This is a genomic window from Chryseobacterium aquifrigidense (assembly GCF_006716485.1).
Classification (GTDB): domain Bacteria; phylum Bacteroidota; class Bacteroidia; order Flavobacteriales; family Weeksellaceae; genus Chryseobacterium; species Chryseobacterium vietnamense.
Map to the genome: position 1 here is coordinate 2,688,697 of NZ_VFPD01000001.1, position 20,133 is coordinate 2,708,829.

The following is a 20,133-nucleotide window of genomic DNA, read 5'->3' on the forward strand; positions in this document are numbered from 1 at the left end:
TTTTGGAGTGTGAAATTTTATTTAAATTTGATTATTGTACAATTATCAACCAATCTTCTATGATTTTAGGCGTATACTGGTATTTCAAATTTCCAAGTGATTTATATGACTTTCAGTTTTTCAAATTTTATCCCGGATATGGAGGACATGCTGATAATCCTGCTGAACTGACTGCCAGAATACAGGTAGAGGATATTGACGATTTTATCCATCAACTGGAAAAGCTAAAATCAGGCTTCAATAGAACATATTTACACCTCAATATCGATGGGATTCAAATGATCATCACTATTGGCGACTATATGCTTTTTGATTTTCATTTTCAGTTTGCCCTGGAAGTTGAAGAACTTCTGATAGAGAAAAATGCTGTATTAGTGGATTTCAGTATTCCTTTTACCATTCAATCCACCAAAAATTTCCCTCCGGAAAGAGAAGAATTCAAAAATATAGAACATCGTTTCATTCAGATGGTGGGTTCTGACTTCAGAAAAAGCAATGCAGAGAATTATGCCGCCCGAATTGATTGTAATCTGCCATTACAATACAAACATAGCCTTATTGATGACTTAGCACAGATATGTAGAGAAGAAAATCTCCATGTATTTTACTATAATGATTTTGATTTTAAAGATCATTGTAACCTGATGCTCTTTTTTACAAATGGCAGACAGAGAAAAGATTCTTGTCAAAAGGTTGACATCAATTCTTTCGGGAGTAAAGTAAGACAACTTACCCAGAAATATCCTCTTCATTTCGGTCATTTCGGCAGCTTTAAAGAATACCCTTTACATGGACCCCATGCAGTGTTGATAGCAGATGAGGAATATATTTTAAACCAAAAATAAAACCATTTAATTCAATCATATGATCAAATTCAAGTATGTCATTCTGTATGTAGAAGATGTAGAACAGTCTATGAACTTTTATAAAAACACCTTTGACTCTGAAATAAAATTCATCACTCCGGAAAAAGATTATGGTGAACTGCTGACGGGAGAAACAAGTCTGTCATTCGCCTCTGTGAGCCTGGCAAATTCCAATATTAAAAAAGGATTTATAACGGCAAAAACTGAAGACCAACCTTTCGGAATGGAACTTGGGTTTACAACAAATGATGTAGAGTCCTTGGTAGAAAAAGCAATTCAAAGCGGTGCTGTTCTTTATGAAGATATTGCTATAAAACCATGGGGACAAAAAACGGCTTACATCAAAGATCCTAACAATTATCTGGTGGAAATCTGTACCGAAATTCAATAAAATAAAAATATACAAGGGTGGAAATAAAAAAATTACAAAAACTAACCTATAATCCGAGCCTGGATTGGGGACATAACGGGTATATGACGGACATAAGATATGTGGTTTCCTCTATTGAATTCGGGGGTTCTTTTGAGTTTATTTTAAAAGAAAAATCATTGCCTTATACCAAAGTCTGGGAAACAACTTCAGAAGATCTCGAAGAACTGAATACCATCATTGAACAGGGAAATTCTTTCGGAGCCTATTTGGACGGAGAAATCGCAGGCTGGATCATCTGCGAACAAAGAACATGGAACAACAGTTTTTATATTGAAAACATCCTGATCAACGAAAAATACAGAAGACAGGGAATTGGAATAATGCTGATTAAAAGTGCCATTAAAGAAGCCAGGAAATTAAACTGCAGAGTTATTGAACTGGAAACACAGAACACCAATTATCCTGCAATACAATTTTACAGAAGAATGGGATTCAATATTACCGGACTGAGTACAAGATTGTATGAAAATGCAGAGGAAATCGCTATTTTTATGACCCTGGATATAGAGTAATTTTTGACCATTCATTAAAACACTTGCCGGTGTGTTAATAATTTTATACATTAGTAATCAACAAATTAAAAATGATTACTATGAAAAATTTAAAAAAATTAAAGAGAAATCAGCTTGTGTTGATCAGTGGTGGAGACACTCCCTATGCATTGTGTGATATGGATGGCAATTGCCCACCCACAATAGGTTCATACTATTGCAGTGGTGGTACCTGCTACAGAGTTTCAGACGGTGGCGGTGGTGTTGACCCTGGATGTCCTGAACCTATGCGCCTGTGCCAGGAATGGGAAACAGGATGCGGATGTGTTTATATGTAAAAATATTTGTTAGATAAAATTTTGTTGAGGGCGGTTTTTACCGCTCTTTTTTTAACTAAAAAAATGCATATTTGCAGTAAGACTAATATCAAAAGACTCATGTTCAGACAAACTTATTTTATAGCTGCACTTACTGCCTTTTCATTCATATATTCACAAAAAAAGACTTTCAAATGTACAGAAGTTCATGATGCTGTCAAACTTATTGATGATGGAAAATATGATGAAGGTATTGCTATTCTTAGAGAATGTGAAAAAAAAGATCCAAAAGATTATACTTATCCATATGAAATTGCACTTGCTTATATCCGAAAAGAAGATTATAAGAGTGCCATATCACTGTTAGAAAAAATCAAAGATTATCCAAATATAGATGACTATTATTATGCCCTTCTAGGTAATGCCTATGATTATGATGATAATCCAGAACAAGCTATAAAGGCTTATGATGAAGGATTAAAAAAATTTCCGTCTTCCGGAAAACTTTATTTGGAGAAAGGAGTTGTCCTTGAACTTCAAAAGAAAATAAACCAAGCCATTGAAAGCTACGAAAAAGGGATAAAGGCAGAACCGTCATATTCATCTAACTACTACAGAATAGCCAAATTATTTCTAAATTCTAATAATATGCTTTACGGTCTGATTTATGGTGAAATATTCTTAAATCTGGAACGTACTACTTCCAGAAGCCAGGAAATGAGCCAACTTTTATATAACGGGTATAAAAAAGCAATAAAATTCAAAGAAAAAAGTACAACAGTTGATCTTTGCCAGGCCATTATCATTATTGAAAAAGACAGTAAACCTAATGACACTCTCCCTTTTTGTATTCTTTACAGCGGCTATTTTGCATTCGCTACTGTTAATAAAAAAGAAATTAATCTGGAAACCCTGTCAGACATCAGAAAAAAGGTATTGAAGGAATATTTCAAAAGCAAGAGCAATCCGTCAAATGTTTTATTAAACTATCAAAAAATAATGGATGACAACAACCTATTTAATGCCTATAATTATTACCTGTTTCAGATAGGAGATAAAGAGGCTTTTAAAAATTGGCTTACCAATAATAAAGAAGAATATGAAAAATTTGTGGATTGGTACACCAATGATGCCAATATTCTGAAAATTAATGAAAAAAACCTGTACATTCCTGATCCTTTACCTAAATAATCTGGTGCTTTTCTTTCGAAGAATTTAAAAGAACTTCATTATTTTCGTAAAGACAGGATCAATTAATATATTGCAAAACGTTCCGAAGTTTATCATTTTCTAATTATTGCGTCATCTCTCACTCAGCTGGCTTCATTTCTGGGAGCCGCAAGGGGAAAATCAATCACATTACACACTAAATAATACAATATGAGAACATTGATCTGGCGGGGAATTCACTACCAGTCCCTTGAGTATTTTAATCTCAGTACAAAAGAGGAAAGCTATAGAGCAGAATCAAGAATCATCGGTTGTTATGAAGATAACATCTATACTTTAGATTATAGGATTCTCGTTGATAAAGACTGGATCGTTAAGGATTTTCTGATCGAAACTGAAATCAATAGGGTTAAAAGAACTTTCTCGGGAAAAAGAAACCAGAACCAATGGGAAATCAATGGAGTTGTAAATTCTGAATTTAATAATTTCAAGTTCATAGACATTTCTCTTACTCCGTTTACCAATACTCTCCCGATCAACAATTTAAAACTTTCAGAGAGTGATTCTCAGAAAATTGATGTTATTTATATAGACGTGCTAAACCATCATATCAGACCTGTTCAACAGCAATATACCAGAACAGCCGTTAATAAATACCTGTATGAAAATATCGAAACTATTTTTAAAGCTGAAATCTCGGTGGATGAGAGTGGATTAGTCTCCACCTATCCTGAATTGTTTGAAAAGATTAAAGAACTCTGAAAAAATACAATAATCAGCATAACCATCAATGAGATTAAAATTGCTGCTCCCGTACTATAATCTAACCTTTAAAAAATAATGAGTTTTTTATTATTTTTATAATATGAGCAGAAAACACAAATTTCATGAAAAAGAAGGCGCTTATTTTATAAGCTTTGCTACAGTATTCTGGATAGATGTCTTTACAAGAATGCAATATTTTGATATTCTTATTGAGGCGTTGAAGTATTGCAGAACAAACAAAGGAATGATTATTTTTGGGTATTGCATAATGCCTAGTCATGTACACTTGATTTTTAGGTCTGAGAATGGTTTACCTTCCGAATTGATCAGAGATTTTAAAAGTTTTACAGCTAAAAAATTACTACAAGCTATCGAAGAAAATAATCAGGAAAGCAGAAAAGAATGGTTACTTTGGATGTTCAAAAAAGCAGGAAGCCAAAATTCCAATATAAAAAAGTATCAGTTTTGGCAACAAAATAATAAACCTATACACATATGGTCGCTAAAAGTATTTGAGCAAAAACTAAATTATGTTCATCAAAACCCAGTAGAGACAGGTTTTGTCATGGAGCCTTGGGAATGGAAATACAGTAGTGCCAGGAATTATTGTGATGATTATAATGAGATCCTTGAAATAGATGTTAATTTATGATTGTGGACACGAGCGGGACGCTCGCGCCAGCAGAGGAATTGATATTTAGTATGGTTTCCCGTAATTAGTAATGACATTGGTTTTTTAGTTTTGAAGTATTATAAAATGAATAATTATGAACTTAAGACCCTTAGTAATTTTAACCGTTTTCACACTAATTTCCTTAAGCTGTAACAATAGTAAAAAGGAATTATATTCAGATCGGCTATCAAAATCTATTGATAGTGTTGCTATTACATCTGTAGGAAAAGAAAATCAAATAACAGAAAGTTCTAAATCCACAAAAACAAATTATGAAAATAAAAAAATAAAAAAAATTGATAGTAAAAAAGAAGAAAGAACTGACGGTAATTTCAACCAAATGACTCTTTTTGAGGTCAACAAAGATATTAGTTTAGACCAATTAAAAGATTACTGTTCTAGTGTAAAACCAAATTATACTAATGGTTATTTTCAAATTTTAGTTTTTTTCAAAAATGCTGATGCAGCAAGATTTCCTGATACCCCTGTTACAGGAAGTTATACGGAAGAAAGAGATTTAAAGAATATAAAAGCCATTTACACTATTAATAATATAAATGGATATAGTAAACTAGACTATTATGAGAAAAATAATTGGGAAAGTATTGCTCAAACAACCGACATAGATTGAAGAGCAATAAATAAAAAACCGCGCCAAAGGACGCGGTTTTCTTATATAAAATCCAGTAAATTAGAATTTAAGATCTCCATTCACTTCTCTTACTGCGTTAGCAGCTTCAGCGAATTTCAATTGCTCTTCAGCAGTCAAAGTTACGTTTACAATTGATTCAACTCCGTTTGCTCCAATGATAGCCGGAACACCTAGACAGATATCGTTTTGTCCGTATTCACCTTCAAGCATTAAAGAACAAGGGATCATTTTCTTCTGGTCACATGCAATTGCCTGAACCATTACAGAAACTGCTGCACCCGGAGCATACCAAGCTGAAGTTCCTAATAATTTCGTAAGTGTAGCTCCTCCTACTTTAGTTTCTTCGATGACGTATTTTTGTTGCTCATCACTTAAGAATTCAGTTACAGGAACACCATTTCTTGTCGCTTTGCTCAATAATGGAAGCATCCCTGTATCACTGTGAGCAGCGATTACCATTCCGTCTACATCAGAAATAGGAGCTTCTAATGCTTCAGCCAATCTGTATTTGAATCTTGCAGAGTCTAATGCACCACCCATTCCGATGATTTTGTGCTTAGGAAGACCTGAAGTTTTATGAACAAGGTAAGCCATAGTATCCATTGGGTTAGAAACCACGATGATGATTACTTCCGGAGAATGTTTTACTAAGTTTTCAGTAACTTCTTTCACGATACCAGCATTGATACCGATCAATTCTTCTCTCGTCATTCCTGGTTTTCTAGGAATCCCAGAAGTGATTACTGCTACATGAGAACCTGCAGTTTTGCTGTAATCTCCTGTTGTACCCGTAATTTTCGTATCAAATCCGTTAAGAGATGCTGTCTGCATCAAATCCATTGCTTTCCCTTCAGCAAACCCTTCTTTAATGTCTACCAAAACTACTTCTGAACAGAAGTTCTTCATTGCGATGTATTCTGCACAGCTTGCTCCTACAGCGCCTGCACCTACTACAGTTACTTTCATATTGTTACTTTTTAAAAATTATTTTTTGTTAGTTAAGTTTAAATTTGAAACTCCCCAAATTTAACAATTCCTGAAAAATTGAGCAATTTTTCAGGAATTTAATTAGAATTAAAATAAATTAGTTGACGTTCAGTAAAAACGTATATAGTTTTTTCGCCCCCGAAAGCACTTCATTATAGTTTTCTTCAGCGACTTCTGTATCCAGAACTTCCTTGAAATTTTTCCACATCGGCCCTGTATTCTCGTGATAGCATCCGAAAAAGTTGAAGGTAACCTCATCAAAGCCCTCCGTTTTAGAAAGTTGTTTTGCAATAACATTTCCACCCAGGGTAGAACCTTCAATCACGTACATCGCTCCAAGGGCTTCATGTTCATTATTGAACTCCAGAGGATGGGAAACTTCCTGATTTTCCAGGGAAAGGCTTTTAAGGTCTTTTTCAATAAGGGAAAGCTTTTTTCTTTGATCAAGCTGAAGTTTTTCTGCATACTTATCTGAAAGGCTGCTGAATATTTTGTCTTCACTGTGAAGAAGCATCAGGTAATTGGTATGAATGATTTTTTTATAATCTTCTAAAGTGAAAGTTTTGTTGAAAATCTTTTCAGAATTAAAAAATTTTTCTGCCGCATCGTGATAATCTGCTGTATTCTGTTTAAGGTATTCTGATACCATACATTACGTTTTAAAAGTTTCTCAAATATAAGGCTTTTTGAACGTTAAAATAAAGGAAGTCCCTTCACTGTTACTTTCAAAATCCACATCTCCCCCCAATCTCTTCATGATACGGTGTACAATAGACAGCCCAACTCCGTTTCCTTTAAACTTCTTGGCATTATCCATCCTGTTAAAGATTTTAAACATCTTATGTTTCTCCTCAGCAGGAATACCAATACCATTGTCTGAGATCCTGTAAATAATGGTCTGCCCGTCATCCGATCCTTCAATTTCCACTTTTGGAAGATCTTTATGGGAAGAATATTTCACCGCATTGTTGATGATATTCAAAAACACCTGATGAAGCATGGTTTTATCAGCCAGTACATCCGGACATTCTTTAATGATAACCTCACTGTTTGGACTGCCATAGGTCATCTTGGCATTTTCAGAAATTTTCTCAATCGTATGAGCTGTTTTCAGACTTTCAAGTTGGATTTCACTATGCTTGGCGCGGCTCAGCTGCAATACATCATGCATCATTTCCGCCATATTGTCAATTTCCTCAATAATTGAATTGATCTTGGTTTTGCTTTTATGAGAATCATCCGCAAGATTTCCCAGAAGCATCTGAGCATTCAGTTTCATTACCGTAAGAGGTGTTCCCAGATCATGTGAGATTGTGTAAGAAAAGCTGTCAAGCTCTTCATTCACTTTTTTGAGCTCATCATTAAGTCTTTTAATTGCATTGTAATTTTTGTGGGAAGTTTCTAAGATCAAATCCCTTACAGCCTGTACTGCACTTACATTTCTGGAATTCCATCTTTTAGAATGTCCTTTAATATTTTCTGTAAAAACATGGAATGAAGTTCTTGGTGATATCATTTGCCTTTCCTCTCCATTCTGAGAAAATACACTTACTTTTTTTTCAGGATTTCCTGCCCAGTTAATATGCTCGTCAAACTCTTTTCTGAACCAGATCAGCATTTCATTTTTATCCCTTTCAACAAAATAAATTGCAATTCCTGCTGCATTTTCAGTCAGTTCAAGTTCTTTACCATGATCTTTAAGGAAATTGCGACTCACATAAATATGATCATCAGTATTACTAAGAGCCCATTCTGCAATTCTTCCTATACTTTCAAGATCAGGAGTGCTGCCGTCTGTTACTATATTTTCATCCGAAACAATGGCAAGTCCGTCTGCTTCTGGTAGCTTTCTGATCTCTGTTTTACATTCGATAAGAGAATCAAACAGATTATGATGTTTTAAAAATTCCGTTTTCAGCTGAGACATTCTCTCATTCAGTTCCAAACGGAAATTCAGTTCGCTTTTAGATTTAAAAGATGAATAGGCATTAGCAGCAAGCGTTGTAAAAATTCCGGCCTGTACCCTGTCTTCAAGATCGATATGCTTGGGTTCTACATTCTGGCAGGTTACCAATCCCCAGAGATGGTCATCAATAATAATGGAAACACTAAAGCTGGAAGCTACTCCCGAATTTTTAAGATACTGTCCGTGAATAGGAGACATCCCTCTGGATGCTGAAAAAGTGAGATCAATATTCTCTGCTTTTTTGCTTAAAACAGGAACTGTATCAGCATATACATTACTGAAAATTCTTTTCCTTTTTTTAAGATAAAGCTCCCTTGCCTGTTTTGGAATATCAGATTCCGGATAATGAAGACCCAGAAAGCTCTCCATATTTTCATTTTTCTTTTCTGCAATTACTTTCCCGGAACCGTCCATCATAAATTTATAAACCATCATCCGGTCATAGTTCACGACTTTTAACAAGGTTTCCAGAAGATGATTCCAGAGCTCCTTTTCATTATCGATGATGTAAAAGTTATCATATTTATTGGAAATTCTTTTATCAGGATTGATCAAAACTTCTTCAAATTCAAGAAAAATATAATCTTCACTCCTGTAGACAGAGAAGTGATATTCTTTTTCGTTGATAAAAATTTTGTCAAAATAGGTTTCGTTTTTACGTCTGGTAAACCTTTCCAGGGAAGAATATATTTCTGAGCTGATAATGTTCTGAAAGTTTTCCGGAAAGTCTGTGATATATCTGTCGAAAAGTTCTTCCGGGCTTTCGATTTTAAATAGATCCGCAATATTCCTGCTAAAAAAAGTAATGGTGTGGGATTCTGCATCAATGCCAATCAAATAGCCAAAACTCTGAATAGAACCCGGAATATGGATAGGTTCCTCATGGCATTCTATAAAATTCATATATCTTTTCAGTCTATCTATCAAATATAGCGTTTTTTCGCATAGCTTTCTACTTTGTGGTATGTAATTTTAAAGCACTTTCCATCAAGTATTTATGAGAGTTATCGAACAAAAAAAAAGAATGAAAAATGGATTGAAAAATTCTTTATTTTTTCCCTCTTTTAATGTCATTTATCTAAAATATACAGAAAAAATTTCAATAATCAAAGTATTCATTCTTTAACTATGATTCATAACAGGGATTACATATTATTAATCCTAATAATTGTTTTATTAAAACAAATTTTGCTAAATTTATATCACCAAATAATGAATATGATGAAAATTCATTGAATTATTCACAACAAATTCAATATAAAATTTAAATTCAAATAATACTATTATGAAAAAGTTCCCATTAATTTTATTTTCTCTGGTTCTCTCTGTAGGATTATGGAATCCTTCAGAAGCCTGTACAAGGGTAGTTTACAAAGGTCCCCAGAATACCGTTATTACAGCCCGTTCTATGGACTGGCGTGACGAAATCCCTGCCAACTTATGGGTTCTCCCGAAAGGAATAGACCGCAACGGACAGGTAGGCTCCAAATCTGTAAAATGGACCGCCAAGTATGGCAGTCTTATCAGCTCTTCATGGGATATTGCTTCAGCAGACGGAATGAATGAGAAAGGACTGGTAGCCAATCTGCTTTGGCTGGGAGAATCTCAATATCCAAAATTCGATGGAAAAGGAAGTAAAAAGGGAATTGCCATTTCATTATGGGCACAATATTATCTTGATAATTTCGCTACAGTAAAAGAAGCCGTAGAATTTTCACGCAAAGAACCTTTCGTTATCGTGAGTGACTATATTCCGGGAACAGAAAGATTTACAACCGTCCATCTTTCTATTTCCGATGCTTCCGGAGACAATGCTGTATTTGAATATATTGACGGAAAACTGGTTATTCACCACGATCCTTCTTATACGGTAATGACCAACTCTCCCGTTTTTGAGGAACAGCTGGCTCTTAACAATTACTGGAAAGGAATTCCGGGAACGGTTATGCTTCCGGGAACCAACCGTGCTGCAGACCGCTTTGTCAGAGCTTCTTACTATATCAATGCAATCCCTCAGACTGCAGATACCCGTACCGCAGTAGCCAGTGTTTTCAGCGTCATCAGAAACTGCTCTGTTCCTTACGGAATCACCTCTGCAACAGAACCTAATATATCTTCTACAAGATGGCGTTCTGTTTCGGATCAGAAAAACCTGGTGTATTATTTTGAAACGGTTTTCACGCCCAACACTTTCTGGGTAGATCTTAAAGATTTTGATCTAAGTTCTAAAGGAAAGGTAATGAAGCTTGACCTTAGTAACAACCGTACCTATAACGGAAAGTCCAATGCAGAATTTAAAGAATCTGCACCGTTCACATTCTTAGGATTAAAATAGAAATTTCACTACAAACATGCTTATACTTAGTAATACAACACGCCTGAGTATGCCCCCATTATGATTGAATGGATAACCAATTTCTTCTCTGGAGAAGAATCAAAAAGATTTGGCAGGATGGGTAAGCAGTTGTGGTAAAATAAAGTTCACAATAAAAAAACAAACATAGATATGGCCTTTTTTTCGATTAAAAAGAAAAGCCTGATCCTGTGCATGCTGGCCTCTGGGTTATCAGCTTATGCGCAAAATCAGGATTCTCTGAAGACCACCTCTCCTCCACAGGAAGAAAGCAATGTAAAATACCCACAGCTACAGATCAAAGGCCTTTTTCAGGCGCGTTATCTTGTAGGAATGAGTAAAGACGTTGATGTAAACGGGGTTCATCACACCGATGGCTCCGGAACGGATAATAATTTCATGCTCAAATACATGAGAGTTCAGGTACGGGCGCAGATCAGCAAACGTACTGAAGTGGTGGTGTTAGCCAACCTTGCAGATTTTAAAAACGACCCCAAAAGCAGAGTTCTTGAAAATGCATACCTGAAATATACTTTCAATCCCAAATTAGCGATTACTGTAGGACAGTTCAGACCGTGGTTTGGTATTGAAGAGACTTACCCTATTGACATTATTAAATCTTTAGACTGGTCTAATCAGTATACCGAATTTGGCAAGCTGGGGTGGACAAGTTTCCAGATCGGAATGTCTGCTACAGGGCAGCTTCAGCTTGGAGAAATTCCTTTCCAATATGCTGTTTCCGTGGTGAACGGAAATGGAAAAAACCAGATCAACGATAATGATAATGGAAAGCAGTACTCTACCCGTCTTGTTTTCGGATTATCAAAAAAATATCACTTCAATGTAGGTCTGAATGGAGGTACCGGAGAGGTTTTCAGTAAAAAAGTATATGCTCTGGGGATAGATCTAAGTTCATTGATTGAGTTTGATCCCAAATGGAGTCTTGATATGCAGCTGGAAGCCAAGCAGGCAACCAACCACGTTCTGTACAATTCTATTGCTCCTGAACTGAGACCCGATAATCCTGACCAGTATCTGATTCGTGGTGCTTATTTTCTTCCGAATCTGAGATATGAGATCAACCATAAAAACCTCAGTGCCTTCGAATTATCCTGCCGTTACGAATATCTTGATACCAATTTCAGAATGGCTTCCAACCCAAGACAGACGATCACTCCAATGTTCGGCCTGGAATTCCTGAAAAATTACGGTGCAAGAATTCAGCTGGGAGTACAGTTTGACCGCTACAAACATCAGGTAGAAAACACATCACAATACAATAACAATCTATTCATAGTGCAAGTTCAGAGTAGGTTTTAAACGATTAAATAGTTAGTATCATGAAAGAAATAAATATCAGAAACGTAGCCATCACATTTGTTGTTGCGTTAATCATATGGTTCATTCCTGCTCCGGAAGGTGTTGCAGAGAATGCCTGGCATCTGTTCGCTATCTTTGCGGCAACCATTTTAGGAATTATTCTTAAAGCAGCTCCTATGGGTACAATGTGTATGATGGCCATTGGTTTTACAGCCCTTACACAGGTAGTTGCTCCCGGGGATGCCGGAAAATCAATTACCAAAGCGCTTTCCGGTTTTGGAGATAAAGTAATCTGGCTGATCGGGATTTCATTCTTTATTGCCAGAGGATTTATCAAAACAGGATTGGGAAACCGTATTGCCTTTTTATTCATCAGAGTTTTTGGGAAAAGTTCATTAGGACTTGCTTACGGGCTAGGACTTGCCGATGTTTGTCTTGCTCCTGCCATTCCAAGTAATACCGCAAGAGGTGGTGGGATTATCTACCCGATCATGAAATCTATGGCCATCAGTTTTGATTCCGTTCCTGAGAAACCGGAAACCCATAGAAAATTAGGATCATTCCTGACTTTGAACAGTTACTACATGAACCTCATCGCTTCTTCTATGTTCCTTACCGGGACAGCCAGTAATCCAATGTGTCAGAAGTTTGCTGCCAACCTTGGTATTGACATTACATGGATGTCATGGGCCGCAGCAGGTTTTATTCCCGGTGCAGTAGCTTTCTTTGTCGTTCCGTTGGTATTGTACAAATTATATCCGCCTGAATTGAAAAAAACAGGGGATGCTCCGAAAATGGCCGCTGAGAAATTAAAAGAAATGGGCCCTATTTCAAGAAACGAATGGCTGATGCTGCTGGCATTTTTCATTCTGCTGGCCCTTTGGATATTCGGTGGAGCTCTTTCTATTGATGCTACAACAACAGCTTTCATTGGCTTAACCTTATTGCTGTTAACCTCAGTATTAACCTGGGAAGATGTAAAAGGTGAAAAAGGAGCATGGGACACTATCGTTTGGTTTGCTGTACTGGTAATGATGGCGAGTTCTTTAAACGAATTGGGCTTTATTGGATGGTTCAGTAACCTGATCAAAGTTCAGATCGGAGGTCTGAGCTGGCAGGTAGCTTTCCCGGTAATTATTGTTGTCTATTTCTTCAGTCACTATATTTTTGCCAGTGCTACCGCCCACGTAGCGGCTATGTACGCAGCCTTGCTGGGTGTAGGGGTTTCTTTGGGAATTCCACCTATGTTATTGGCGATGATGCTTGGTTTCATGGGTTCAATTTATGGGGTACTTACCCATTACGGTCACGGTCCGGCTCCTGTATTTTTCGGAAGTGGATATGTAGACCTGAAAGCATGGTGGCTCAGAGGTCTTGAAATAGGAATCGTTCTATTGATCATTTACATGGTTGTAGGAGGATTGTGGATGAAAGTCTTAGGATATTATTAATCAATACATCAAAAATATGTTATCAACACTGTCAAGAAAAATGCTGATGTGCCTTACAGGACTCTTTTTGGGATTCTTCCTGTTGATTCATTTCCTTGGAAATCTTCAGCTTTTTCTTCCACAAGAACAGGCACACCTTCAGTTTAATGCGTACTCGCATTTTTTATCAGGAAATATCATTATCAAAATAGTTTCTTACGTTTTGTATGCCAGTATCATTCTGCATGCTGTAGACGGACTGATGATCACTTTAAAAAATAAAAAGTCAGGAGGTGGTTACCAAACCGACAGACGTGGAAGAGCCAGCAAATGGGCTTCCCGGAATATGGGAATCCTCGGAACATTAATTTTGATTTTCCTGGTGATCCATTTCCAGAACTTCTGGTATATCTACAAATTCGGAAATCCTCCTTTGGATGAGAACGGAAATAAAGATCTCTACATTCTGGTAGTGAATGTCTTTAAAGAATGGTGGTACGTTATCATTTATGTTGTATCAATGATCGCGTTATGCTATCACCTGATTCACGGAATACATAGTGCTGTAAGAACCCTGGGTCTCTATCATCCCAAGTTTGTACAGTGGTTCAAAACCATCGGAATTGCTTATTCAATCATTATCTGTGTAGGTTTTGCTTTGATGCCCATCTATGTATACTTTACTTACCAATAAACAGAACGGTCATGATTTTAGATTCAAAAATACCACAAGGCCCATTGGAACATAAATGGGAAAATTATAAAAAGAAAGCAAGACTCGTTAACCCTGCCAACCGTAAAAAACTGGACGTGATTGTTGTAGGAACAGGACTGGCTGGAAGCTCAATTGCAGCTTCTTTGGGAGAAATGGGCTATAATGTCAAATCATTCTGTTTTCAGGACAGCCCGAGAAGAGCACACTCTGTAGCAGCTCAGGGTGGTGTAAATGCTGCCAAAAACTACAAAAACGATGGCGACAGTGTTTACAGAATGTTTGTAGACACCCTGAAAGGAGGAGACTTCAGAGCCCGGGAAGCCAATGTATACAGAATGGCAGAATGTTCTCTGAACCTCATCGACCAGGCAGTGGCTCAGGGCGTACCTTTCGGCCGTGAATATGGCGGATATCTGAACAACCGTTCTTTCGGAGGCGTTCAGGTGAGCCGTACTTTTTATGCCAGAGGACAAACGGGACAGCAGCTGCTTCTGGGAGCTTATCAGGCTTTGATGAGACAGGTTGGCAAAGGCTCTGTACAATTATTTTCAAGACATGAAATGCTGGATCTGGTTACTGTTGATGGTAAGGCCAGAGGAATTATCGTAAGGAATTTAGACACTGGAGATATTGAAAGACATGCAGCTCACGCTGTAATATTGGCAACGGGAGGTTACGGAAAGATTTATTACCTGTCGACTCTTGCCATGGGATGTAATGGTTCCGCAATCTGGAGAGCTCATAAAAAAGGAGCTTTAATGGCTTCCCCAAGCTGGATTCAGGTGCATCCTACTTCGCTTCCGCAATCCGGAGATTATCAGTCTAAACTGACCTTAATGTCCGAATCATTACGTAACGACGGGCGTATCTGGGTTCCGTTAAAGGAAGGCGAAAACAGACCACCGAATGATATTCCTGAAAATGAAAGGGATTATTATCTTGAAAGAAGATATCCGGCTTTCGGGAATCTTGCACCTAGAGATATTTCTTCCCGTGCCGCCAAGGAAAGGATTGATGCAGGTTTCGGAATCGGACCTTTGAAAAATGCCGTCTATCTTGATTTTTCAAAAGCAATACAGGAACAGGGGAAAGATAAGATTAAAGAAAAATATGGAAACTTATTCGATATGTATCTTAAAATCACAGGATATGATGCATATAAAGAACCTATGATGATCTCCCCTTCTGCCCACTTCTCCATGGGCGGACTTTGGGTAGATTATGAACTGATGACTACTGTTCCGGGATTGTTTGCTTTAGGCGAAGCTAATTTTGCCGATCACGGAGCCAACAGACTGGGAGCAAATTCCCTTCTCCAGGCTTCCGTGGATGGATATTTCATTGCTCCCTACACGATTGCCAATTACCTGGCAGATGAAATTCATACCGGGAAAATTTCACCGGATACGCCGGAATTTGAACAGGCTGAAAAAGCCGTTAAAGACCAGATTACTGATTTCATCAATATCAAGGGAACAAAAACCGTTGATTATTTCCATAAGACATTAGGAAAACTTCTCTATGACTATTGCGGGCTGGCCAGAAATGAAGAAGGACTGAAATATGCCATTCAGGAAATCAGAAAGCTGAAACAGGAATTCTACAAAGACGTAAGAGTTTCTGGACAGGAAGATCAAATGAATAGCGAACTGGAAAAAGCAGGCCGCGTTGCCGATTATTTCGAAATAGGAGAACTGATGTGCTATGATGCATTAACCCGTAACGAATCCTGTGGAGCGCATTTCCGTGAAGAATTCCAGACTCCGGACGGAGAAGCCATGAGAAACGATACGGAATACCAATTTATTTCTGCCTGGGCTTGGAAGGGAGAAAATGGGGAACCTGAACTGATTAAGGAACCTTTGATTTTTGAAGAAATTCAGCCAACGGTAAGAAGTTACAAATAAAAACAGAAAATTATGGATTTACATCTTAAGATATGGAGACAGAAAGACAGAAAAAGTGAAGGAAAACTGGTGGGTTATGACCTGAAAGGATTGAATTCCCATATGTCTTTCCTGGAAATGCTGGATACCTTAAATGAAAAACTGATCATTGAAGGAGATGAGCCGATAGAATTTGATCACGACTGCCGTGAAGGAATCTGTGGACAATGTGGCATGATGATTAATGGTATAGCCCATGGCCCTTTGAAAAATACAACCACCTGCCAGCTTCACTTAAGGTCTTTTAAAGATGGGGAAACGATTCTGATAGAACCCTTCCGTGCTGAGGCTTTTCCGGTGAAAAAAGATTTAAAAGTAGACCGGTCAGCCTTTGACAGAATTATATCTTCAGGAGGTTTTGTATCGGTGAATACAGGCCAGGCTCCTGATGCCACAGCCATTCCGGTGACCCATCAGACGGCTGAGGAAGCTTTTGATTCTGCTGCGTGTATCGGATGTGGAGCTTGTGTTGCTACCTGTAAAAACGGAAGTGCAGCTTTATTTACCTCTGCAAAGATCACCCATATGGCACTCCTACCTCAGGGGAAAGAAGAACGAAGCAAAAGAGTGCTGGATATGGTGGCTCAAATGGATACGGAATTATTCGGGCACTGCTCCAATACGGAGGCCTGTGAAGTAGAATGTCCACAAGGTATTTCCGTTCTGAATATTGCCAGAATGAATTTTGAGTATAACAGAGCTTTGTTTTTCAGGAAGAAAAATTAATCTGAGAGACAATAAACAAAAAGGCGAATTTGAATATTTCCAAATTCGCCTTTTTTATTTTTCAGAGGTGAAAAATTCACATTCCTATGCATCCATTATTGCAACCACTCTCGCCGGAGCTGCAGAACCACCAACAATTTTCAATGGGAAAACACAGATCTTAAATCCGGAGGGAGGCAATGCACTTAGATTCGTAAGCTGTTCGATGTGTAAATATTCTTTTTCGATGCCTACACGATGGCCTTCCCAGAAGAATTCAGGATCATTGAGTTCTTTCGCTTTCTGGGCCATATATTTTAGCGGAAGATCCCAGCCCCATTGGTCAATTCCCATTACTTTTACACCCTGGTCAATCAGCCACTCTGTAGCTTCTTTACTCATTCCCGTTCCTTTTTCTACGAAATCCGGAGTTCCCATCATTTTATCGCGATCCGTTCTAATGAGTACAATATTTCCCTCCTGAATCGTAATTCCGTTTTTATCGAGATCTTTTTTCAAATCCTCTATGGTGATAGCAACAAAATCTTCTTTATGGGTACAATTGATCACAATTCCGTCTCCATAGCACCATTCCAACGGAATCTGGTCTATCGTTTTAGCGGGCTTCCCTTCCACTACAGGTCCATAATGCCAGGGAGCATCAATGTGAGTTGTCGCATGAAGTCCCATATTTTTGATGGTATCATCTGCCCAGCCTATCCAGTTTTTAGGAAAAAGCCTTGATGGAAGTCTTAACGCCAGACGAATCAGCCAATGTGATTTACGGTGAGCTTTATGTTTAATTTTCACCCGCATGAACCAAGGGTCTCCTGCATTGTACTGAATGGGTTTTGTTAAATCGACAAGTGTTGTTTTCATATGATCTGGTAAGTGGACAAAGATAGCGAATAAGGCAAAAGAGCAAAAGGTGAATTAATATTTTTCCTTCCTAGACTCCTTTGGGAATCATGATCTTCTTCGGATCATTTTCATCATACATGATCTCAATCGTTCCCTGTTTAGGAAGGGAAGAGAGCTTCAAAAGGCTGACAATTTTCTTGTAAACCGCAATGTGTTCAGTTCCTCTGAAATCTTTAAAACTTACCTGAAACATGATTTGCGGCTGGTCATTCACGGTAAGACCTGTCTGGCTTACACTTATAATATGGGCTTCTGCATTTCTTCCCGAAAAAAGAATACGTTCTTCTTTTTTATTTTTAAAATACTTACTGAAAATGAGCTGAAAAACCAATACATAAATAATCGTCATCACTCCACTGAAAATAATCGGGTGCATGAAGGTCATAAATCTCCACCCAAAATCAAAGGACTCTCTCCAATAAAAATAAGAGTATAAACCAATTACATAAGCCATCAGCAATATAAGAAACACACTTCTTAAAATCATTCCGGATGTGTTAAAACCTACTTTCTGATCACTTAAAATAAAGTAAGGTTCCTGGGATACTTTGGGGTTCAGCAATACTTTCACCTTGTTTCCGACATCAAATCTTTTTTCCTGTGGTTTGGAGTCATGAAACATCATTTCATGCTCTATCAGGGTATTGCTCAGATTGGGAAATGAAAGAACGATCTGAATAACATTCATATGGGTTTCCGGAATATATTTAAGAAGTTTATAATCAATGATTTTAGCTTCCCTTGGAACTCCGTTTCTTACAATAGACTGAATGGTATTCTTCTCTTTAAACGTTTTAACGAAAAGCTTATTGATAAAGAAGATCATCACATATCCCCATATCAACAAAGAAAAACCGAGATATCCATAGCTCACAGCTAATGAATTTCTCGGTTCTGTTGCCAGTTCTTCCGTCATCATATAAATGAAAATCGGAAAAGGAACGCAGAAAAAAAAGAGAAAAGCGCCCCAGAAAATGATCATAAATTTCATAACTGTTATTTTGTAATCAGGAATAAAGTTATGACATTATTATGGAACGTAAATTTCTTTTTATACTTCTTTTTCGAAATACAATCTATAATATTTTCCTTTATCATCTTCACCCATTTCAATTTTCTGTCGGTCTCCGTGGATATAAATGTGAAAGTTTTTATCTAGCTTAATAATACTTTTAAAATGTCTCTGGGTCTTTTTTACCGCTGCTTCACTGATCGGGAATTCTTCAGCAATATTCACCTGCATGTCCTGTTCGTAGTCTGTTTTAAAGTTTACAAAACTTTCAATCACATGCTCGTCACCCAATACTTCACTGGCAAATTCATCCAGCTTAAATTCTTCTTTTTCTTTAAAGAAATTGATAGACTTATTCAGGAAATCGGCCTGATCTGCTTTGGAAACTTCAAACTCCTGAGGAAGCTGTTTGGTAATATAATCCTTATACACCATCAGAGCTTCCTGCGTGTGGAAATATTCATCATCACGCTGTTTTACTTTCAGGAAATCTTCGAACCAGTAATACATATCCCCGTTTTTGTTGTTGTCTACTACGGAAAGTACATATCCTGTTTCTTTATTGTTGTTGTAGATTAAAGCGGCTTTATCAATTTTAGATAACCCGATTCCCTGATCTTTTTCAATATCAAATGTTTCTTCTCCAGGATTAATTTTCAGGAAAGATTCTCTCTTCTCTGTTTTAAAGATCCCGATTTTATCCACTCTATCAGGACGGTCGCTCTCATCCTCAAAAAGTACGATGAAAAGTTCACCACTCTGAACTCTTGGATTTTCTGCAGCTTCAAAAAGGTGTTTCGCAATGTTCTCAGATTCCCAGATAAATTTTGCTTTATCATCAAAAATTTCTGATACAGCACTGTAAACCGGATTATTGACCAGGTAAGTATCACTGTAAAAATGGAAGGTTTCTTCCGATTTAAAAGAACCTAAAAAGTAGTCTTCAAGCATTTCTGCCATTCCTTCTTCCAGCTTCAATTCCTCCTGGGAAAGTGTCAGCGAATCTCCGTTGATCTTATTTCCGACTCTGTGTACTATTATTTTTGAAAACATTTTTCTGAATATTTGGACTGCAAAGATATTCATTCTTATCCTTATTGCGAAACTTAAAAAATGTCATTTTATACTACATTATTGTGACCACCTTCTGTCATTCTGAATGAAATGAAATGTAGTGAAGCATCTCATAGAATTGATTTACAATAAGATTCTTCCTTCGTCAGAAATCGAAGATTCGACGTAGTCAATGACAAAAACCAAATTATTTGACCTTTGAGGGAGTGGAATTCTCAGTCGTTCATTAGTGATGACAGGTAACATCGTTTTTTGTCTTTTATTTTCAATTTGATAAAAACCTTATCATTTTGACATACTTTTTTGTTTAAAAAATGCAATTACAAAACCGTAACAT

Annotated in this window: 20 protein-coding genes; 14 read left to right on the forward strand and 6 right to left on the reverse strand. The window is 37.2% G+C overall.

The genetic code is table 11. The annotated features are described in order from the left end of the window. Positions 1–59: 59 nt before the first annotated feature. From FB551_RS11985 to FB551_RS12020, 8 genes are all read left to right on the forward strand, one after another. The gene (locus FB551_RS11985; protein ID WP_142017684.1) at positions 60–845 is read left to right on the forward strand and encodes a hypothetical protein; all 786 of its coding nucleotides are present in this window, start codon (positions 60–62) and stop codon (positions 843–845) included. A 19-nt stretch (positions 846–864) separates the two neighbouring features. Then, positions 865–1,257 (forward strand): VOC family protein, encoded by a 393-nt coding sequence (locus tag FB551_RS11990; RefSeq protein WP_142017685.1) that lies wholly within the window; start codon positions 865–867, stop codon positions 1,255–1,257. Positions 1,258–1,274: 17 nt separating this feature from the next. Next, a complete protein-coding gene (locus FB551_RS11995; protein WP_142017686.1) occupies positions 1,275–1,811 on the forward strand; it encodes a GNAT family N-acetyltransferase in 537 nt (178 codons plus the stop codon). An 80-nt stretch (positions 1,812–1,891) separates the two neighbouring features. Beyond that, positions 1,892–2,128, forward strand: a complete 237-nt coding sequence (locus tag FB551_RS12000; protein ID WP_142017687.1) for a hypothetical protein — start codon at positions 1,892–1,894, stop codon at positions 2,126–2,128. A gap of 99 nt (positions 2,129–2,227) precedes the next feature. Then, positions 2,228–3,298, forward strand: a complete 1,071-nt coding sequence (locus FB551_RS12005) for a tetratricopeptide repeat protein (protein ID WP_226798681.1) — start codon at positions 2,228–2,230, stop codon at positions 3,296–3,298. A gap of 189 nt (positions 3,299–3,487) precedes the next feature. Continuing rightward, a complete protein-coding gene (locus FB551_RS12010; protein WP_142017689.1) occupies positions 3,488–4,039 on the forward strand; it encodes a putative glycolipid-binding domain-containing protein in 552 nt (183 codons plus the stop codon). A gap of 103 nt (positions 4,040–4,142) precedes the next feature. Further along, on the forward strand, positions 4,143–4,694 hold the full coding sequence (locus FB551_RS12015; RefSeq protein WP_142017690.1) for an REP-associated tyrosine transposase: 552 nt from the start codon (positions 4,143–4,145) through the stop codon (positions 4,692–4,694). Positions 4,695–4,809: 115 nt separating this feature from the next. Then, entirely contained in the window at positions 4,810–5,346 is a 537-nt protein-coding gene (locus FB551_RS12020) for a hypothetical protein (protein WP_142017691.1), read from the forward strand. A gap of 60 nt (positions 5,347–5,406) precedes the next feature. Here the strand turns inward: FB551_RS12020 and FB551_RS12025 are convergent, their stop codons facing one another. The 3 genes from FB551_RS12025 to FB551_RS12035 form a co-directional block, all read right to left on the reverse strand. After that, positions 5,407–6,333: a malate dehydrogenase gene (locus FB551_RS12025; protein ID WP_034699354.1), complete on the reverse strand. Its 927-nt coding sequence runs from the start codon at positions 6,331–6,333 to the stop codon at positions 5,407–5,409. 118 nt (positions 6,334–6,451) lie between these two features. Next, the gene (locus FB551_RS12030; RefSeq protein WP_142017692.1) at positions 6,452–7,003 is read right to left on the reverse strand and encodes a biliverdin-producing heme oxygenase; all 552 of its coding nucleotides are present in this window, start codon (positions 7,001–7,003) and stop codon (positions 6,452–6,454) included. A gap of 21 nt (positions 7,004–7,024) precedes the next feature. After that, on the reverse strand, positions 7,025–9,223 hold the full coding sequence (locus FB551_RS12035) for an ATP-binding protein (protein ID WP_142017693.1): 2,199 nt from the start codon (positions 9,221–9,223) through the stop codon (positions 7,025–7,027). A gap of 382 nt (positions 9,224–9,605) precedes the next feature. On the opposite strand from FB551_RS12035, the gene FB551_RS12040 reads away from it, so the two are divergent. The 6 genes from FB551_RS12040 (at position 9,606) to FB551_RS12065 (ending at position 16,810) form a co-directional block, all read left to right on the forward strand. Then, positions 9,606–10,655, forward strand: coding sequence for a linear amide C-N hydrolase (locus FB551_RS12040; RefSeq protein WP_047434352.1), 1,050 nt, complete (start codon positions 9,606–9,608; stop codon positions 10,653–10,655). A 171-nt stretch (positions 10,656–10,826) separates the two neighbouring features. Beyond that, positions 10,827–11,993 carry a porin gene (locus FB551_RS12045; RefSeq protein ID WP_142017694.1) on the forward strand — a complete coding sequence of 389 codons (1,167 nt, stop codon included), beginning with the start codon at positions 10,827–10,829 and terminating at the stop codon, positions 11,991–11,993. 20 nt (positions 11,994–12,013) lie between these two features. Then, a complete protein-coding gene (locus FB551_RS12050) occupies positions 12,014–13,444 on the forward strand; it encodes an anion permease (protein ID WP_047434356.1) in 1,431 nt (476 codons plus the stop codon). A gap of 16 nt (positions 13,445–13,460) precedes the next feature. Then, positions 13,461–14,117 carry a succinate dehydrogenase cytochrome b subunit gene (locus tag FB551_RS12055; RefSeq protein WP_047434359.1) on the forward strand — a complete coding sequence of 219 codons (657 nt, stop codon included), beginning with the start codon at positions 13,461–13,463 and terminating at the stop codon, positions 14,115–14,117. Between the two features lie 11 nt (positions 14,118–14,128). Beyond that, complete coding sequence (locus FB551_RS12060) at positions 14,129–16,045, forward strand: fumarate reductase/succinate dehydrogenase flavoprotein subunit (protein ID WP_142017695.1); 1,917 nt, start codon at positions 14,129–14,131, stop codon at positions 16,043–16,045. Positions 16,046–16,057: 12 nt separating this feature from the next. Beyond that, positions 16,058–16,810, forward strand: coding sequence for a succinate dehydrogenase/fumarate reductase iron-sulfur subunit (locus FB551_RS12065; protein ID WP_142017696.1), 753 nt, complete (start codon positions 16,058–16,060; stop codon positions 16,808–16,810). Positions 16,811–16,894: 84 nt separating this feature from the next. Here FB551_RS12065 and FB551_RS12070 read toward each other — a convergent pair whose 3' ends face one another. The 3 genes from FB551_RS12070 to FB551_RS12080 form a co-directional block, all read right to left on the reverse strand. Further along, positions 16,895–17,668, reverse strand: coding sequence for a cyclase family protein (locus tag FB551_RS12070; protein WP_142017697.1), 774 nt, complete (start codon positions 17,666–17,668; stop codon positions 16,895–16,897). Between the two features lie 70 nt (positions 17,669–17,738). Then, positions 17,739–18,701, reverse strand: a complete 963-nt coding sequence (locus tag FB551_RS12075; RefSeq protein WP_142017698.1) for a hypothetical protein — start codon at positions 18,699–18,701, stop codon at positions 17,739–17,741. Between the two features lie 60 nt (positions 18,702–18,761). Beyond that, on the reverse strand, positions 18,762–19,775 hold the full coding sequence (locus FB551_RS12080) for a nucleoid-associated protein (protein WP_142017699.1): 1,014 nt from the start codon (positions 19,773–19,775) through the stop codon (positions 18,762–18,764). Positions 19,776–20,133 lie beyond the last annotated feature (358 nt).

Excerpts from the sequence above, each read along its gene's own strand:
- FB551_RS11985 (WP_142017684.1), top strand. The coding sequence starts at position 60 with ATGATTTTAGGCGTATACTGGTATTTCAAATTTCCAAGTGATTTATAT.
- FB551_RS11990 (WP_142017685.1), top strand. The coding sequence starts at position 865 with ATGATCAAATTCAAGTATGTCATTCTGTATGTAGAAGATGTAGAACAG.
- FB551_RS12000 (WP_142017687.1), top strand. The coding sequence starts at position 1,892 with ATGAAAAATTTAAAAAAATTAAAGAGAAATCAGCTTGTGTTGATCAGT.
- FB551_RS12005 (WP_226798681.1), top strand. The coding sequence starts at position 2,228 with ATGTTCAGACAAACTTATTTTATAGCTGCACTTACTGCCTTTTCATTC.
- FB551_RS12010 (WP_142017689.1), top strand. The coding sequence starts at position 3,488 with ATGAGAACATTGATCTGGCGGGGAATTCACTACCAGTCCCTTGAGTAT.
- FB551_RS12015 (WP_142017690.1), top strand. The coding sequence starts at position 4,143 with ATGAGCAGAAAACACAAATTTCATGAAAAAGAAGGCGCTTATTTTATA.
- FB551_RS12020 (WP_142017691.1), top strand. The coding sequence starts at position 4,810 with ATGAACTTAAGACCCTTAGTAATTTTAACCGTTTTCACACTAATTTCC.
- FB551_RS12025 (WP_034699354.1), bottom strand. The coding sequence starts at position 6,333 with ATGAAAGTAACTGTAGTAGGTGCAGGCGCTGTAGGAGCAAGCTGTGCA.
- FB551_RS12030 (WP_142017692.1), bottom strand. The coding sequence starts at position 7,003 with ATGGTATCAGAATACCTTAAACAGAATACAGCAGATTATCACGATGCG.
- FB551_RS12035 (WP_142017693.1), bottom strand. The coding sequence starts at position 9,223 with ATGAATTTTATAGAATGCCATGAGGAACCTATCCATATTCCGGGTTCT.
- FB551_RS12040 (WP_047434352.1), top strand. The coding sequence starts at position 9,606 with ATGAAAAAGTTCCCATTAATTTTATTTTCTCTGGTTCTCTCTGTAGGA.
- FB551_RS12045 (WP_142017694.1), top strand. The coding sequence starts at position 10,827 with ATGGCCTTTTTTTCGATTAAAAAGAAAAGCCTGATCCTGTGCATGCTG.
- FB551_RS12050 (WP_047434356.1), top strand. The coding sequence starts at position 12,014 with ATGAAAGAAATAAATATCAGAAACGTAGCCATCACATTTGTTGTTGCG.
- FB551_RS12055 (WP_047434359.1), top strand. The coding sequence starts at position 13,461 with ATGTTATCAACACTGTCAAGAAAAATGCTGATGTGCCTTACAGGACTC.
- FB551_RS12060 (WP_142017695.1), top strand. The coding sequence starts at position 14,129 with ATGATTTTAGATTCAAAAATACCACAAGGCCCATTGGAACATAAATGG.
- FB551_RS12065 (WP_142017696.1), top strand. The coding sequence starts at position 16,058 with ATGGATTTACATCTTAAGATATGGAGACAGAAAGACAGAAAAAGTGAA.
- FB551_RS12070 (WP_142017697.1), bottom strand. The coding sequence starts at position 17,668 with ATGAAAACAACACTTGTCGATTTAACAAAACCCATTCAGTACAATGCA.
- FB551_RS12075 (WP_142017698.1), bottom strand. The coding sequence starts at position 18,701 with ATGAAATTTATGATCATTTTCTGGGGCGCTTTTCTCTTTTTTTTCTGC.
- FB551_RS12080 (WP_142017699.1), bottom strand. The coding sequence starts at position 19,775 with ATGTTTTCAAAAATAATAGTACACAGAGTCGGAAATAAGATCAACGGA.